Annotated in this window: 17 protein-coding genes; 12 read left to right on the top strand and 5 right to left on the bottom strand. The window is 44.1% G+C overall.

Annotated features, from left to right (window positions below):
• The first annotated feature begins 165 nt into the window (after positions 1 to 165).
• From D2U88_RS15240 to D2U88_RS15230, 3 genes are read left to right on the top strand one after another with little or no spacing between them, the layout of a single operon-like run.
• On the top strand, positions 166 to 1,251 hold the full coding sequence (locus tag D2U88_RS15240) for an efflux RND transporter periplasmic adaptor subunit (RefSeq protein ID WP_119641399.1): 1,086 nt from the start codon (positions 166 to 168) through the stop codon (positions 1,249 to 1,251).
• A complete protein-coding gene (locus D2U88_RS15235; RefSeq protein WP_119641398.1) occupies positions 1,248 to 2,510 on the top strand; it encodes an ABC transporter permease in 1,263 nt (420 codons plus the stop codon). Before D2U88_RS15240 ends, D2U88_RS15235 begins: the two co-directional genes overlap by 4 nt.
• A gap of 7 nt (positions 2,511 to 2,517) precedes the next feature.
• Positions 2,518 to 3,195: an ABC transporter ATP-binding protein gene (locus D2U88_RS15230; protein WP_119641397.1), complete on the top strand. Its 678-nt coding sequence runs from the start codon at positions 2,518 to 2,520 to the stop codon at positions 3,193 to 3,195.
• A 14-nt stretch (positions 3,196 to 3,209) separates the two neighbouring features.
• On the opposite strand, the gene D2U88_RS15225 is transcribed toward D2U88_RS15230, so the two are convergent.
• The 3 genes from D2U88_RS15225 to D2U88_RS15215 are packed head-to-tail and all read right to left on the bottom strand — an operon-like array spanning position 3,210 to position 5,763.
• Positions 3,210 to 4,199 carry an MlaD family protein gene (locus tag D2U88_RS15225; RefSeq protein WP_119641396.1) on the bottom strand — a complete coding sequence of 330 codons (990 nt, stop codon included), beginning with the start codon at positions 4,197 to 4,199 and terminating at the stop codon, positions 3,210 to 3,212.
• Position 4,200: 1 nt separating this feature from the next.
• The gene (locus D2U88_RS15220; protein WP_119641395.1) at positions 4,201 to 4,980 is read right to left on the bottom strand and encodes an ABC transporter ATP-binding protein; all 780 of its coding nucleotides are present in this window, start codon (positions 4,978 to 4,980) and stop codon (positions 4,201 to 4,203) included.
• Entirely contained in the window at positions 4,981 to 5,763 is a 783-nt protein-coding gene (locus D2U88_RS15215) for an MlaE family ABC transporter permease (RefSeq protein ID WP_119641394.1), read from the bottom strand.
• Positions 5,764 to 5,898: 135 nt separating this feature from the next.
• On the opposite strand from D2U88_RS15215, the gene D2U88_RS15210 reads away from it, so the two are divergent.
• The 4 genes from D2U88_RS15210 to deoD all read left to right on the top strand — a co-directional run bounded on the left by D2U88_RS15210 (position 5,899) and on the right by deoD (position 8,125).
• On the top strand, positions 5,899 to 6,279 hold the full coding sequence (locus D2U88_RS15210) for a hypothetical protein (protein WP_119641393.1): 381 nt from the start codon (positions 5,899 to 5,901) through the stop codon (positions 6,277 to 6,279).
• 87 nt (positions 6,280 to 6,366) lie between these two features.
• On the top strand, positions 6,367 to 6,771 hold the full coding sequence (locus tag D2U88_RS15205; protein WP_119641392.1) for a hypothetical protein: 405 nt from the start codon (positions 6,367 to 6,369) through the stop codon (positions 6,769 to 6,771).
• Position 6,772: 1 nt separating this feature from the next.
• A complete protein-coding gene (gene deoC, locus D2U88_RS15200) occupies positions 6,773 to 7,411 on the top strand; it encodes a deoxyribose-phosphate aldolase (protein ID WP_119641391.1) in 639 nt (212 codons plus the stop codon).
• A 9-nt stretch (positions 7,412 to 7,420) separates the two neighbouring features.
• Positions 7,421 to 8,125: a purine-nucleoside phosphorylase gene (gene deoD, locus D2U88_RS15195; RefSeq protein WP_119641390.1), complete on the top strand. Its 705-nt coding sequence runs from the start codon at positions 7,421 to 7,423 to the stop codon at positions 8,123 to 8,125.
• Between the two features lie 14 nt (positions 8,126 to 8,139).
• Here the strand turns inward: deoD and D2U88_RS15190 are convergent, their stop codons facing one another.
• On the bottom strand, positions 8,140 to 9,852 hold the full coding sequence (locus D2U88_RS15190) for an adenosylcobalamin-dependent ribonucleoside-diphosphate reductase (protein ID WP_119641389.1): 1,713 nt from the start codon (positions 9,850 to 9,852) through the stop codon (positions 8,140 to 8,142).
• 164 nt (positions 9,853 to 10,016) lie between these two features.
• On the opposite strand from D2U88_RS15190, the gene D2U88_RS15185 reads away from it, so the two are divergent.
• A complete protein-coding gene (locus D2U88_RS15185) occupies positions 10,017 to 10,781 on the top strand; it encodes an exodeoxyribonuclease III (protein WP_119641388.1) in 765 nt (254 codons plus the stop codon).
• 64 nt (positions 10,782 to 10,845) lie between these two features.
• Here the strand turns inward: D2U88_RS15185 and D2U88_RS15180 are convergent, their stop codons facing one another.
• Complete coding sequence (locus D2U88_RS15180; RefSeq protein ID WP_119641387.1) at positions 10,846 to 12,150, bottom strand: OmpP1/FadL family transporter; 1,305 nt, start codon at positions 12,148 to 12,150, stop codon at positions 10,846 to 10,848.
• A gap of 221 nt (positions 12,151 to 12,371) precedes the next feature.
• On the opposite strand from D2U88_RS15180, the gene D2U88_RS15175 reads away from it, so the two are divergent.
• From D2U88_RS15175 to D2U88_RS15160, 4 genes are all read left to right on the top strand, one after another.
• Positions 12,372 to 12,755 carry a DoxX family protein gene (locus D2U88_RS15175; RefSeq protein WP_119641386.1) on the top strand — a complete coding sequence of 128 codons (384 nt, stop codon included), beginning with the start codon at positions 12,372 to 12,374 and terminating at the stop codon, positions 12,753 to 12,755.
• A gap of 71 nt (positions 12,756 to 12,826) precedes the next feature.
• The gene (locus tag D2U88_RS15170) at positions 12,827 to 13,852 is read left to right on the top strand and encodes a DUF4421 family protein (protein WP_119641385.1); all 1,026 of its coding nucleotides are present in this window, start codon (positions 12,827 to 12,829) and stop codon (positions 13,850 to 13,852) included.
• A 44-nt stretch (positions 13,853 to 13,896) separates the two neighbouring features.
• Positions 13,897 to 14,511 carry a MarC family protein gene (locus D2U88_RS15165; RefSeq protein WP_119641841.1) on the top strand — a complete coding sequence of 205 codons (615 nt, stop codon included), beginning with the start codon at positions 13,897 to 13,899 and terminating at the stop codon, positions 14,509 to 14,511.
• Positions 14,512 to 14,727: 216 nt separating this feature from the next.
• Positions 14,728 to 15,573: a TolB family protein gene (locus D2U88_RS15160; RefSeq protein WP_119641384.1), complete on the top strand. Its 846-nt coding sequence runs from the start codon at positions 14,728 to 14,730 to the stop codon at positions 15,571 to 15,573.
• Positions 15,574 to 16,172: the final 599 nt, after the last annotated feature.

The following is a 16,172-nucleotide window of genomic DNA, read 5'->3' as shown; positions in this document are numbered from 1 at the left end:
TGGTTAGGTTAAACTTGCAATGATCTATGTCATTGACGGCCAATAAATTCAAAGAAAAATAAAAAATTCTTCCCCTGTACCGCACCATCGTTCCCTTACTGACTTAACTCATGTTTCAAATTGTATTTTTATTGGTACTTTGATGGTCCTATCATGAAACATGCAATGAAGTATTTTTTATCAATCTGTATCATTGTCCTGATGTTTTTCTCCTGTGGTGAGAAAAAAGAAAAAATATATCCCGAGAAGATGCCGCTGACGGAATCTGTTTATGCCTCGGCCACGGTTCAGCCTGATAGTCTGTACCAAGCCTATTCCATCGTGATGGGTATTTTGGACAAAAACTGGGTGGAAGAAGGCGATAAAGTGGCCAAAGGCGACCGAATTCTCCAAATTACCAATACCTCTCCCGAATTGAATATGGAAAATGCCAAGTTGGCCCTGCAATTGGCCCGTGAAAACTACAGTGGCCGTGCGGCGGTCCTCAGCAGCATCAAGGATGAAATACAAGCTGCCGAACTCAAGTTGAAAAACGATTCCATCAATTATTTTCGCCAAAAGAACCTATGGGACCAGAACATTGGTTCCAAAGTGGAATACGACACCCGAAAACTTTCCTATGAGCTTTCCCAAAACAACCTGAACCTCCTCAAAAAGAAATACTCTCAAACAAAAAACGAACTGGAAACCCAATTGAGGCAGGCGGAGAACAATTACCAAACCTCACTGACCACAACCAACGACTTTACCATTACCAGTAAGATCAATGGAACGGTATATGCCCTCTATAAAAACCCTGGTGAAATCGTGAATACCGTAGAACCTGTTGCAGCCGTTGGTCGCAGCGATAAATTTATTGTGGAACTCTTGGTGGATGAGGTGGATATTGTCAAGCTGAAAATCGGACAAAAGGTATTAATCACCTTGGACTCCTATAATTCCGAGGTATTTGAGGCCACATTGGACAAAATATATCCCAGAAAGGACGACCGCTCCCAAACCTTCAAGGTGGAGGCGCTTTTTACGGACCCTCCAGCCACCTTGTATCCCGGTCTATCGGGTGAAGGGAACATCATCATAGCTGAAAAGGAAGAGACCCTTACCATTCCCAAGGAATACCTTATCAATGGGTCCAAAGTTTTAACGGACAACGGGGAAATCGAAGTCACCATTGGGCTACAAAATTTGGAAAGCGTGGAGATTTTGGGCGGCATCGATGAAAAAACGGCCATTTACAAACCGGAACCATGACCAATTGGAGCGTGATATTGGGCATTGCCAAGACCCATCTGTTGACCAAGATGAAATCCACCGTGACCGCCACACTCGGGGTTACCTTTGGGATTGGGGCCTATATTACCTTGGTGAGTTTTATGACGGGACTCAATGGTATGCTAGATGATTTGGTATTGAACCAAACGCCGCACATCCATATGTATAATGAAATAAGGCCTTCCGAAAACCAGCCGATTTCGCTCTACTCCGATTTTAAGGATGCCTTCAATATGGTCCATTCCATAAAACCGAAGCAAAACCAAAAGAAAATACACAATGCCCTTCCCATTTTGGACTACCTCAAGAAAAATCCCAATGTAAAAGGAGCCACACCGCAGTTAAGAGCCCAGATTTTTTACCTATCGGGTTCCATTGAGTTGGGAGGCAATCTGGTGGGTGTGGATATTATGGAAGAAGTGCGCTTGTCCAACATCCAGGATAATATTGTGGAAGGGACCCCCGAAGCGCTTAACAATAATGACAACGGCATTCTTTTGGGGGCGGGACTGGCCGAAAAAATGTCCCTGTCCGTTGGGGACCGAGTCCAAATAAGCACCGTTGCCGGTGATATTTTTCCGTTAAAGATCGTGGGCATCTACCAAAGCGGTATAGCCGACATTGACAATGTACAGAGCTTTGCCAACCTCAACACCGTTCAACGCATTTTGGGCGAAGCAGAAAATTATGTCACCGACATCAACATTAAATTAGTGGATATTGCACAAGCCGAACCCATGGCCCGCCGTTTGGAAAAACAATTCAACATTAAGGCCATAGACATCAACGAGGCCAACGCCCAGTTTGAAACAGGTTCCAACATCAGAAACCTGATCACCTATGCCGTATCGATAACTCTTTTGATCGTGGCCGGATTTGGCATTTACAATATTTTGAACATGCTTATCTACGAAAAGATGAAGGATATTGCCATTTTAAAGGCGACCGGTTTCTCAGGCAGGGATGTACAATATGTTTTCATGGGGCAGGCCATGATCATTGGGCTTATTGGTGGCGTTTTGGGATTGCTCATCGGATTTGTACTTTCCCGGCTCATAGACCACGCTCCTTTTGAAACGGAGGCCCTACCCACCATCACTACGTATCCCGTAAATTATAACCCTACTTACTACTTCATCGGTATCACCTTTGCCTTGCTATCCACTTTTGTGGCCGGATATCTGCCATCAAACAGAGCCAAGAAAATTGACCCCGTAGAAATCATAAGAGGAACTTAGCTGAACCATGAATTTTGTACTAGAAGCCAAAAATATCAACAAACACTTCCGCAAACCCAAGGACTTCCATGTTCTAAAGAATGTTTCGTTTGGGGTGAAGGTCGGTGAATTTGCCTCCATCATGGGAAAATCCGGGTCTGGAAAATCTACGTTGTTGTATATCCTTTCCACCATGGACACGGACTACACGGGTGAGCTTTTCCTCAACAACGAATTGGTAACGGGAAAGACCCATCAGCAATTATCACGGATCCGGAACAAGAACATCGGCTTTGTGTTCCAGTTCCATTACCTGTTATCAGAGTTCAGTGTGTTGGAAAACGTAATGCTCCCGGCCAAAAAGCTTGGGGAAAAGTCGAATCAGGAAATTGAACGCGATGCACACCAAAAGCTCGAAATGCTCCACATCGGCCATTTAGCGCACCAAAGGGCCTCAAGGATATCAGGTGGGGAAAAACAACGGGTGGCCATTGCCCGTGCCTTGATCAACGACCCTACCATTTTGATGGGTGATGAACCTACTGGAAACTTGGACAGTCATAACTCGGAGAATGTGTTCAACATCTTCAAAAATCTGAAGGAACAACAAGGGTTGTCCCTATTGGTCGTTACCCATGATGAGGATTTTGCCAAACGCACAGACCGCATCATACAAATGGAGGACGGCATCATACTGAACCCATAAAGCCAGCTTCCCTTTCACTCTTTTTGATTATTGGCTTTCTTCTGTTCCTTCTCCAATTTTCTAAAATAGCCCCGGGTAAGGAAGTTGTGCTTTAGGGCTTCCATATTTTCATTGAATTTTTCGGTCCCCTCTTCAATATTCTGCATGGTTTTCATCAAATGATTGGCCATTGCCGTATCCGTGGCCACCATACGCAGCATGCCCTCCCCTTTGTTGATGTCCTCTACAACGGCATTCAGGTTTTGGGTCATCCTGTTGATCTCAACACTGGAGGTTTCCAAATTCTGGATGATATTCTTGAGCTTTGTGGCCGATATACTGTCCGACAACAGCACTCCCGCGATACTTTCATCACTTCTGGTGCCTTCAATGGCTTTCTGGAGTTCATCCAAGGTGGTATTGACCTTGTTGCTGCTATATTTCAGGTTGGTAATGGTCGCCTTCAAATCGTCCGCCATTTGGGTGTCGTTGAGCAATCGTCCCAAGGTTCCCTTTCCTTCTACCAAGGATTGGGTCACTTTTAAGAGATCGGAAGTCAACAAAGCGGCATTCTCATTGGTCACATTTAGGGTATTCAACATATCCTGGGAGGCAATCCTGCTATAGGATACCAGTTGGTCGCCCTGCTGTACCGAAGGAGCCTCACCTACTCCCGGTACAATGTTGACCAACATGCTGCCCACCAAACCATCGGAACCTATGGTGGCTATGGCATTGTTCTTTATGTGACTGCGCATTTTTTCCTCCATTTTCATGTAGACGTAAATGGTGGTATCGTTCATCATCTCTATTTTGTCCACAGTACCAATGTTGATTCCCGAAAAACGCACATTGTTTCCCACTTGAAGCCCGTTTACGTTCCTGAACACGGCATTCACCGTAAAGTTTTTGACGAACATGTTCTGCCTGTTCCCGATGAGATAGGATGCCACCAAGATCAACACGGTGCCCAGCACCACGAAGATGCCCAGTTTTAGATTCTGTATGGAAGTTTTGTTCGCCATATCATTTTTTAAAAAAAGCGTTCACATTAGGGTCTTGCGAGGTTACCAGTTCCGCATAGGTCCCCTCTGCGTAATTTGTTCCATCCACCAACAAGATCATCCGTTCGGAAATTACCCGGGCACAATCCACATCATGTGTAATGATCAATGCAGACGTACCATATTTCTTCTGAATGCTCCGCATGAGTTCTATAATTTCTTTGGAGGTTATAGGGTCGAGACCACTGGTGGGCTCGTCATACAATATCAATTTTGGTTTCAGGATGATGGCCCTGGCCAAAGCCACCCGTCTTTTCATTCCTCCGGAGAGTTCCGAGGGCATCAAATCCATGGTATGGGCCAATCCCACATTCTCGAGCGCTTCCCTTACCAAAGGTAAGGTGTCGGTGATTCCTTCGAATTTCTTACGATGTCGGCGCATGGGAAATTCTAAGTTTTCCCGTACCGTCATAGAATCGTAAAGGGCACTGCCCTGAAAAAGAAACCCTATATCAGAACGGAGTTCGTCCAAGGCGATTTGATCCAAATTGTTGATATCCTTGCCCAAAACCTCTACATAACCGCTATCGGGGGACATCAAACCAACCAAGCATTTGATCATGACCGATTTTCCAGAACCAGATTTTCCCATGACTACCAGGTTTTCCCCTTTCCGTAGTTCCATATTGAATCCTTTCAGAACCTGGTTGTCGCCAAAGCTCTTGCATAGGTCCTTGATCTTGATGACCACTTCCCCACTCGCTTCTGTTACTCCTGCCACTATTTTTTCCTTGGTTTCCATCTACAATTCATAAAAAATATCCGAAACGAACACCGCGATAAAATCCACTACAAACAACAGCAACGACGCCATCACCACTGCCGTATTGGCCGCAATGCCCACACCTGCCGTTCCTCGACCTGTTTTGTACCCTTTGTAACAACCGGTGAGACCAATGACAAAACCAAAAAAGAAGGACTTTATGGTCGCCGGAATCAAATCCCCATAGGAAAGGGCTTCAAAAACCTTGTTAAAATACAACCGAAACGAAACATTTCCCTTAAAATATTCTACTAAGGAGGAACCGTACAATGCGATCAAATCCCCAAAAATGACCAATAACGGTAACATGAGGGTTGCTGCCAAAATTCGGGTCACCACCAAATATTTAAAGGGATTGGTCCCAGAAACTTCCATGGCATCTATCTGTTCGGTCACCTTCATGGAACCCAATTCGGCACCAAACCCGGAGGCGATACGTCCGGAACAGATCAGAGCGGTGATGACCGGACCGATTTCCCTAACGATGGAAATGCCGACCATGTTGGGCATCCAAGACACCGCCCCGAACTCGATAAGGGTAGGCCGGGTCTGTAGGGTCAGTACCAAACCAATGATGAAGCCCGTGGTAACGACCAACAACAACGATCGGTTCCCGACCTGGTAACATTGTCTCAACAGTTCCTTGAATTCAAATGGGGGTTTTACGGCCTGTTTAAAAAAGCGGGCCGCGAAATAGGCCAAATCTCCTATTTCCATAAAGAATTGCTTGGTCCTATTGACCATGTTGAACTTTATCTCCATAAACACGGCTAAATGGGTTTGTAGCCTATTCAAGAATTAAATAAAACTACCTCAAACCATAACATTTCGGAATGACATAGATCATTTACTCGAAATGGGCCATTGCACTACCTTGTAATACTAAATTGTTTCGCCATGAAAAGGACTATTTTTTATTCGATCTTGATGTTCGCTTTATTGGGGTTACAGGCGTGTGGTCCCGTTATTGTCTCGCACCGATTGGCAGACCCGCCACCTCCTTGGTTTTACCCTCACAGGGTTGAAGCGGTACGATATGTTTTCTTCCCTGAAATAAGCATTTATTATGACCTATCCACAAGGACCTATGTTTACTTGGACGGTGGGGTCTGGGTACGACGTCGGGAACTTCCCAATCAATATCGGGCCACTGACCTGAACAGATATCGGTATGAAAGGGTGCACAATTATTACGATGACAACATCCAACGCTATCACCAAGAAAACAACGCCAACAGGGGACGCAGTAACAAAACTGTTACCCGCAGAAGCAATTAGATTTGTTCCCTAAAGCAAAAAATGACCAGTGTCCTGTTAAAACATGGGGCATTGATTGTACTTTTACAGGATACAAATTTTTAAGATATGCTCAATTCAGAGAGAATAGGAAATGAATTTTACCAGAACCTCGGGAAACTTTTTTATGCCGTGGCTATGTCAGATAACACTGTACGTCCCGCTGAGATTGAAAGGGTACGAAAGTATGTTCGGCAATATTGGTTGGATGTGGACCCCGTGGAAGATGAGTTCCAAACCGATGCCGCATACCAGATAGAAACAGTTTTTGATTGGTTGGACGAAGAGGAAAAAGACGGAACGGAGTATTTTGAAGAGTTCAAGGATTTTTACAAGGACCATCCCGAAAAGTTTACCCAGGAGTTGAAAGCCCTGATTTTGGAAACTGCGGAATCCATTGCAAGTTCCTTTGCAGGCAAGAACAGGTCTGAAATGATGGTTCTGATGAAACTCGAACATCTCTTTGCCCTTTGATATGTCCTTAGCCGAGTACATAGACCATACCTATCTAAAACCCACGGCTACTGTGGCTGATATCAAGCAGTTGTGTAACGAGGCCAAAACCTATGGTTTTTATGCGGTATGTGTGAACGGTTGCCATGTTTCCCTGGCCAAAGAGGAGTTGAAGAATTCCAAGGTAAAACTTGCCGCCGTTATCGGGTTTCCTCTGGGGGCCATGTCCACCGAAGCCAAGGTATTCGAAGCCAAGGACTGTGTGGAACAAGGCGCGGATGAAATTGACATGGTCATCAATATAGGATGGCTGAAATCCAAGATGTACGAAGCTGTAAGAAATGAAATCCAAGCCATTAAATTGGCCATTGGTGATAAAATTTTGAAGATAATCTTGGAAACCTGCTATCTCACTGATGAAGAGAAGGAAATGGCCTGTTCCCTCTCCGTGGAGGCTGGTGCCGACTTTGTAAAGACTTCCACTGGATTTGGTAGTGGCGGTGCCACTTTTGAAGATGTGATCTTGATGAAAAGAATGGTCGGTGACAAGGCAAAGATTAAGGCTTCAGGCGGCATCAAGGATAAAGAGACCGCATTAAAATATATAGAACTGGGTGTTTCCCGCATCGGAACCTCTTCCGGGCCCACACTATTGAAATAAACCATTCGCATGAGCATACACATAGAAGCCAAAAAAGGAGAAATCGCAGAAACCGTATTGATGCCCGGGGATCCCCTACGGGCCAAATGGATTGCCGAAACTTTTTTGGACGACCCTGTTTGCTATAATAGGATTCGTGGTATGTTGGGCTACACAGGCACATATAAGGGCCACAGGGTTTCCGTACAGGGAAGCGGTATGGGCATGCCTTCATCCATGATCTACTTTCACGAACTCATCAAGGATTATGGCGTAAAAAACATCATTCGGGTGGGATCGGCCGGGTCGTACCAAGAAGATGTAAAAGTGAACGATGTGGTCTTGGCCATGGCGGCTTCTACCACCTCTGGCATGAACAATTCCCGGTTTCTCAACTCGGATTATTCCCCCACTGCCGATTTTGAACTGTTCCAAAAAGCGGTAAATTATGCCAAGGAACACAACATCCCCGTAAAGGCGGGCAACATCCTTTCCTCGGACGAATTCTATGGGGACGACCCCGAGGAATACAAGCTTTGGGCCCAGTACGGTATTCTTTGTGTGGAGATGGAAACGGCAGGACTTTATACCGTTGCTGCAAAATATAATATAAAGGCCCTCACCGTTCTCACCATTTCAGATTCCTTGGTGACCGGGGAACGGTTATCTGCCAAAGCCCGAGAAAACTCGTTCACGGATATGGTGGAAATTGCCTTGGCGGCGGCCATTTCGTAAAAGATCAGTCCCGTCTAGCAGTTGGCACTTCTATTTAACTGACAGGCCTGTAGCACTTGGTTGGCCTTGCTGCCATCCCTATAAACAGTTATACCCTTTAGTCCATATTCCCAGGCAGTGCGGTAAATTTCAGAGATGGTATCCGTATCTGTTTCATGGCTTAAATTGATGGTCTTGGATACAGCATTGTCCGTGTATTTCTGGAAGGCCCTTTGGTGCTGTAAATGGTATTGCCAAGGTATCTCAAGACTGGTTTCGAAGAGCTTTCTGACTTCTGATGGCAAAGTGACCAGATGTTGGATGCTTCCAGAGGATAACACTTCATTTTTTAAACTTTCATTCCAAAATCCCAACTTTTTCATCTTCGAAACAAATACTGGATTGATCTCCAACTGGGTCTCGTTTTCCAAGATACCCACCCGCTTGTATGCCAAGGCATACAAAGGTTCGATGGAATAGGATGTATCGGCAATCACCGAAATACTGCCTGTAGGCGCAATACTATTACAAGTGGCATTCCTCAGAGGAGTCTTGGGACTGAAAATACTTTCTTCCCAATTGGGAAACGCTCCCCATTCCTTTGCTAACGCTTCTGAGGTTTCGTAGCTTTTTGCCTGAATGAACCGCATAATTTTTTCTCCCAACTCCACAGCCTTGTCCGAAGCATAGGGTATGTCCAAAATGGCCAACAATTCTGCCCACCCCATAAGGCCCAGACCCACTTTTCGGTTGTTCTTGGTCACGGTTTCTATTTGGGAAAGCAGATAATGGTTGACTGAAATGACATTATCCAAAAATCGCATGGAAACTTGAACACAATGTTCCAATGTCTTCCAATCCACCTGCCATATACCATTCTCATGTTTGACCATTTTTGAAAGGTTCAACGATCCCAGATTACAGCTTTCGTATTCAAACAAGGGAACTTCACCACAAGGGTTGGTGCTTTGTATTTTACCAAGTTTGGGTAAAGGGTTATGTTTGTTGATGGTGTCCAAAAAAATCAACCCAGGATCCCCTGTGGCCCATGCCTGCGAAATGATCAAATCCCACAGTTCTTTGGCCCTTATGGTCTTGGTAATTTTGTTGTTCCTTGGGTTGATCAAATTCCAAGTATCATCATTTTGCACCGCCCTCATGAAACTATCCAAAATCCCAACGGAAAGATTGAAATTTTGAAGTTCGTCCCCTTTTGATTTTGCCGTGATGAAAGCTTCGATATCGGGATGGTCTACATTCAAAATACCCATATTCGCCCCTCTTCTCTTGCCACCTTGCCTTACCTGTTCGGTTGCTGTATCGTATACTTTGATAAACGCCAAAGGACCTGAAGAAGTTCCACCCGACGCTGAGACACGGTCACCTTGAGGACGAAGTTTGGAAAAGTTATACCCCGTTCCCCCTCCACTCTGATGAATCAATGCCATATCCTTCAACGTGGAAAAAATACCTTCCAAACTATCTTCCACCGGTAACACAAAACAGGCGCTCAACTGTCCGTTTGGCGGTCCGGCGTTCATCAAAGTGGGCGAATTGGGCAAAAAATAGAGATGGGCCATCAAATCATAGAAACGATTTTCCCATGCGGCCTTATCCTCTTCAACACTCGCGATATGTTTGGCCACCCGCTTAAACAATTGTTCCGGGGATTCCACAATCCTTCCTTCGGTATTTTTTAGGAAATACCTTGCTTCGAGCAACTGAATGGCGTTGGCAGAAAGTTTCATATACCCCAAATTATTTATTCCATAAAAATACTGTTAGGTGATGCTGTATACTATGATCTAGGTCAGTGCCCCACTTGTGTTTTTAAACATCCTGGTATCATTATTTGCCTTTCCAGGACCATCCTATTTCCCTATCTTTAACCATTAAGTCTAAAGCAGAAGCCATGCGAATCATTTCTTGGAACGTGAACGGTGTGAGGGCCGTTGTAAAAAAGGATTTTTTTGAAAACATCAAAAATCTGGAACCCGATATTCTTTGCTTGCAAGAGACCAAAGCACAGGAACATGAAGTGGAAAACGAGCTTTCCGTTATGGGGAATTATGTTTCCTATTTTAACTCTGCCGAAAGAAAAGGATATTCCGGGACTGCTCTGCTGAGCAAACAAAAACCATTGTCCATCAACAATGACATGGGTGTTCCGGAGCACGATACCGAAGGAAGGATCCAATGTGCGGAATACGACAACTTTTATCTGGTGAATGTATACGTACCCAATTCTGGGCAGCAACTGGATCGTTTGGATTATCGAAAGACATGGGATGCGGATTTTCTGGCCTACTTGAAAGATTTAGAGACCAAAAAACCTGTTATCGTTTGTGGGGATTTTAATGTGGCACATCGACCTATTGATCTAAAAAACGATAAATCCAACTACAACAAAACAGCGGGGTATACCCAAATTGAAATCGATGGAATGGACAATTTTTTGAATTCAGGTTTTGTGGATTCTTTCCGACAGCTGCACCCAGATGAGGAAGCCTACACATATTGGAGCTACCGTTTTAAGGCTAGGGAGCGCAATGTGGGGTGGCGCATCGATTATTTTTTGGTGAGTCCCAATCTTATGGAAAAAGTGAAATCCGTTGAAATATTTCCGAATGTGCTGGGCTCGGACCACTGCCCCATCGCATTGGACATCGAACTATAACATCAAATGAAAAAGCCCCCAAATTTGGGGGCTTTCTTGTGTTGGTCGGTTATTTTCCGTTATCTCATAATTTGATTGATGCGCCAATTCCAATCATGGAAGTGGTCATGTCATAAGACACTGCGCTTCCCGGAATGGCACCATAAGGTGGGTACGCTTGTGCAAATTGAGGGTTCAACAATGGACCTGAGGTAGATCCTCCACTGGAACCATAATGGTAAAGGGCATCCATGGTGAACTTATCACTGAACTCGTAGCTAAATCCCACTTGAAAAGCATTTTTGATGATAGCGGTCGCGGGAATATTAAAAAAGGCCACATCGCTATCGATAGGGTTGGAACTATAGGTATACCCTACCCGTATCGGAAACTTGTTGATACCCTTGTACTGCAAACCAGCGGAAACGATATTGATGTTCTTCCAGCCAAATCCCTGTACGGAGGCTGTTTCTGTCCATCCAACGGAAGAAAAACCATCGGTGTTTTCGTAATCCACGATCCTGTAATCCAAGGCCAAATCAATAAAGCCCAAGGAATAGCCCAAACCAAAGGATAAAATGGCAGGGTAATCCATATTGAAGGAGTTGGTTCCTGTGGTACCGTCCAAATAGGTGTTGTCCAAATCAAAATCCCCGAAATATTGGGTGGTTTTATAGGAAACCCCTGCTTTAATGCCCGAAGGGGAATTGTAAAAAAGACCCACTTGACCACCAAATCCAATGGCTGAAGCCTTGTCTGTAGAAGGATACCCAGCTTGTGTGGGGTTGGCCGTTGGGTTGGGCATCAATTCCAATGCCGCATAATCAATGGTAGGTTGAATACCGAAAGAAAACTCATCGGTCAATTCATAGGCCCATGCCAATCCAATTTGGAGCAGCATGTAATCTGATTCCACCCGTCCAAAACCACCCATGCTCTGTGGCATGTTGATGGGGTTGGAAGTGCTTTCCGGAAAAGTTACCCCAAAACCACTGATCCCGAAAATGGAAGCACCAAAAGTGTGCTTGCTCTCTGGCTTGCCCCAAACCATAGCCAATGCAGGCATTGGGGAAACACCACGATCATCCTCGGTGGTTCCGCTGAAGAAATTTCCGGTGGGTTGTCCCTCACCATCAAATTCAGGAACGGTAGAACTCAGTTCAGGAGAAGAAAAGAACAACCCAACATCCAGTTTTAGGATAGTGTCGTCAAAGGTCGAAATGGTCGCAGGGTTCCAATGGAGCGCTCCAGAAATATCCAGTGGTTGTGCAGTGGCTGCTCCACCCATGGACATATTCACCGAACCCACACCTTGCATGATGTGTCCTGCTTGCGAAAACATTGCTGTTGTACAGAGGTAGGCGCACATCAAAAAAAAGAGATTTTTCATTTGTACAGATTTTTAGACAGTAAATGACTTTTTTCACCTGTAATGGTAGTGTGAACAAGCATCAGTTGCTGTAAAGTTGATACTGGTCACAAACCTACGGACTAGACGGTCAAAATAGTATGATAAATGTCACGATAGCCCGCATTATTGACCTAAAAGTGACGGCGTTAACATTGACGGATTTTTACGACTATAATGTCAAATGAACAAACACCATCATCATGAAATCAAAATCCATCCTTGATATGGCCCTTAGAATTGTACCTGCGGTCATCTTGTTACAAACCCTTTATTTTAAATTTTCCGGAGCACCGGAATCCATCCATATCTTTGAAACCTTGGGACTGGAACCCGTAGGCAGGATCGGGCTTGGGGTCGTGGAACTGATTGTGGCGATTCTCATCCTCGTACCCAGAACTACATGGCTTGGAGCCATCTTGGGAGTAGGCATCATGAGCGGCGCGCTGTTTTCCCATATCACAAAGCTTGGTGTCGTGGTCCAAAATGATGGAGGCACCTTATTCACATTAGCGCTCGTTACCTTTATTTTTTGTGTCATATTGGTATGGAAGAATCGAAAACAAATCCCGTTTGTCAACAAATAACAAAAGGACAAAACATCTTGAATCACAGGGGTATATGAAGAAATGATGCAAATGCTCCGTATATTGGCCACATGGTCACTCTATCACATGCTTGGAACAAACTTTTCCCTGCCTTATGGCCAATGTGTGTTTGTGCCTTCTTTCTGTTGACTTTTGGTCATTCACAAACGGATACTACCCGAATCATCAACTACACGGACAAGATCATTTTAAAGGCCAATGTAGATACCAGGTCCGATGTTATCTTGTACAAAAACAGGGAAGATGGCTCCCGTCTTCATTTATTGCCCAACAACAGGTACCGGTTGTTCTTGTCGTTGGACTACGAGTTCATCGGGGTTAGCATAGGTGTGGTGCCCAAATTTCTCGGCGCCAATTCGGACGAGGATTTGAAGGGAACATCTTCCTTTACCGATTATCGTTTTCGTTTTTTTCTTGGCAAATGGGTGCAAAGCCTTACCTACAGCAACGTCAAAGGGTATTATGTAAGGAATACTAGGGATTTTGTGCCAGATTGGACCAAGGGGACGAACCCTTACCTCCAATTTGAGGGTTTGGGCAATACCCTTTATGGTATGTCCACTTCGTATGTCTTCAATCCTGATTTTTCATATAGGAACATCGTATACCAAAACGAATGGCAGCGTAAAAGCAGTGGAAGTCTTGTGGCTTCATTGTATTACGATTATACCCTTTTCAGGTTGAAGGAGGAAAGTGTCGATGCCGTTGAAAAGTTCTTCAACGTTCGTTTGGCCCCTTCCTATTATTATACGTTTGTATTGCACGACAACTGGTTCCTATCCGGAAACATTTCCCCTTCATTGGGCATCAAGACCTCGAGATATGAAATCCGGACCGATACTCCTCCCGAAGTGGAAAAGAACACCTACTTTACCAAGAATTTGGCAGGGGGCATCAACTTGGGCTTTAGCTCGGAAAAGGTCATATTCGGTATCAACCTCAATTTCAGTGCGGATTGGTACAACGAGGATGATGCCTCCAACGTTGAAACGGACCAATTCTACGGCTTGCTTTACTTTGGGTATCGTTTTGAACCACCCAAAGGCATTAAAAAGCTGTTCCATTCCAAAGATTGACGTTCCCAAAACCCTTATTTTTGGTATTCCAACTCATTCCTATGATCACAGAAATTCTGACCACCATTCTTTTCCTTATCGCCGTAATCGACCCTCTTGGATCGGTACCTGTGTATTTGGAGGCCACCAAACAGTTTAGTGAGCGACATAAGAAAAAGGTAGCCATCAGGGCTTCCATTGTTGCGTTTGCCATCTTGCTCTTCTTCATTCTGGTAGGACAGGTGATTTTGGAGGGCATGGATGTTACCTTGGATGCTTTCCAGATATCCGGTGGGGTCATTCTGTTTCTTTTTGCCTTGACGATGATCTTCGGGGAAGGAAAACCACAATCCGAAAAACACCACATTACGGATTATAAACATGTCACCATATTTCCTATGGCCATTCCATCCATTGCATCACCCGGGGCCATTATGGCAGTAGTGCTCTTGACCGACAATCATATTTATTCCATACAGCAGCAGGCCATAACCACTTTTCTGGTATTGGTGGTGATAGCCATAACCATGACGATTCTCTTGGCCGCAAATGTGGTGCAGAAACGCATCGGCGAATATGGCATTACCGTTATCAGCAAGGTCATGGGATTGATCTTGGCTTCTTATGCCGTCCAAAGCATCCTTAGTGGGTTAAGGGACTTCTTTGTTATTTTAAAGTAATGAAAATCAATCTTTTTGATTTGCAGAGCCACTGATGAACGACCAAAAATTCCGTTAAACAGTACCATCGATGCTTTTCATTTGAAAAAACGGTAAAAAATATTCGATAAACTGCACTTTTTAATCGTTAAAATTAAAAACCTATGAAAAATTCATAAGTATTCCCTTGAATTCTTTTTGATCTTTGTCATGTATTAACCCCCAAATCAATACATCATGACACGTTCAATCTTATACAGCCTACTTGTTACAGGAATGATTTTTGCAAGCCAAACCACTTTTGGCCAAATGGCAAAAGAAATGCTAACCGACAATATGGAAGGTGGAGTATCCTCGGTAGATGGTTATGTCCCATCCATGTCCATCACAAAAGATGGTAAAACAGCCTACTTCAGCAAAGCTTCGTACCAAAAACCACTTTACGGTGTTTTCTCCAAGAAAGAATTGGTACATGAAATTTACCGAGCTGAAAAAGTCAATGGTGAATGGACCAACATTACCAAAATGGATGTGTGTCCCAACCACTATTCAGCAAAACATCCAACGGTTTCAGAGGATGGAAAAAGATTGTTCTTCGCTTCCAACATGAAAGGAAGCTATGGAAAATATGACATCTACGTGGCCGATATTAAGGCCGATGGTAGCTTGGGTGTATCCAAAAACCTGGGACCCAAAGTGAATACCAAGGAAGATGAGTTGTATCCCAGCATTTACAATGGTACATTATTGTTCTTCGCTTCCGAAGGTAGGGAAGGATATGGAGGTCTTGACCTTTACGCCACCCAAGTGGTACAGAACACATTGACCCCATCCGTAAACCTAGGTGGCCATATCAACAGCAAGAGCGATGAGTATGCCATCCAACTGAGTCCAGAGAAGAAATTAGGGTTGGTCGTGTCCAACAGAGGTTTCAACAACACCATTTCACAATATACCGTAGCCTACGGACGTTCCAATAAGCAAGATGGGTACAACGATGTTGCGGAAAGTGATGCCGGTCTCCAAACCGTAATGAACACAAGTTCCGAGTACGCAACCACATCGTACGAGGACCAACAATAAACTGAATAACTTACTACACGGAATCGGTCAACTACCTGAAGTGTCATAATGAAGCTGTTTCACTTAGCCGAGAATCGAAACACTCATGACCATGATAAGAAAGACAGGGGGAACTGACAGTCTATCATAGAAAGCGGGTTGTATTATTTCAATCTGACCGATTTTACCAAGAATAGGGTGCTGATGGGACGGCACCCTATTTTTTTATTTACACCACTACGTATCAATAGGTTACATGTATTTTATCGGACAAAATGCACGTTATAACGATATTTCATAAGTGCAGTTGAACGAAAAACACTACAAAAAATTCTATTGCATTCTAAAAAATTCTAATTTGACTCTTGAAATAATACAATCCCAAATCTATTAGTCATGAAGAAAAACTACAACACTCGGAAAAAAGGCATCCCAAAGTCCCATTTGGAATAGCTTTCCAACGAGGTAAACCCTACCTCGACTAAACCCAATTTTTGATCCAATCCCAAAGGGATTGTACCTGGTTTGAATTTTTAAGCCCTGGTATTTCCATAGCGCAAGTTTCTGTTTGACAAAACTTTGTGCCCCATTGGTTTTATCAAAACTTAATCCGTTCAAAC

The organism is Flagellimonas aequoris, from assembly GCF_003584165.1.
GTDB lineage: Bacteria > Bacteroidota > Bacteroidia > Flavobacteriales > Flavobacteriaceae > Flagellimonas > Flagellimonas aequoris.
Note: the sequence above shows the minus strand (reverse complement) of the source record. Positions and strands in the feature narration are given on the sequence as shown.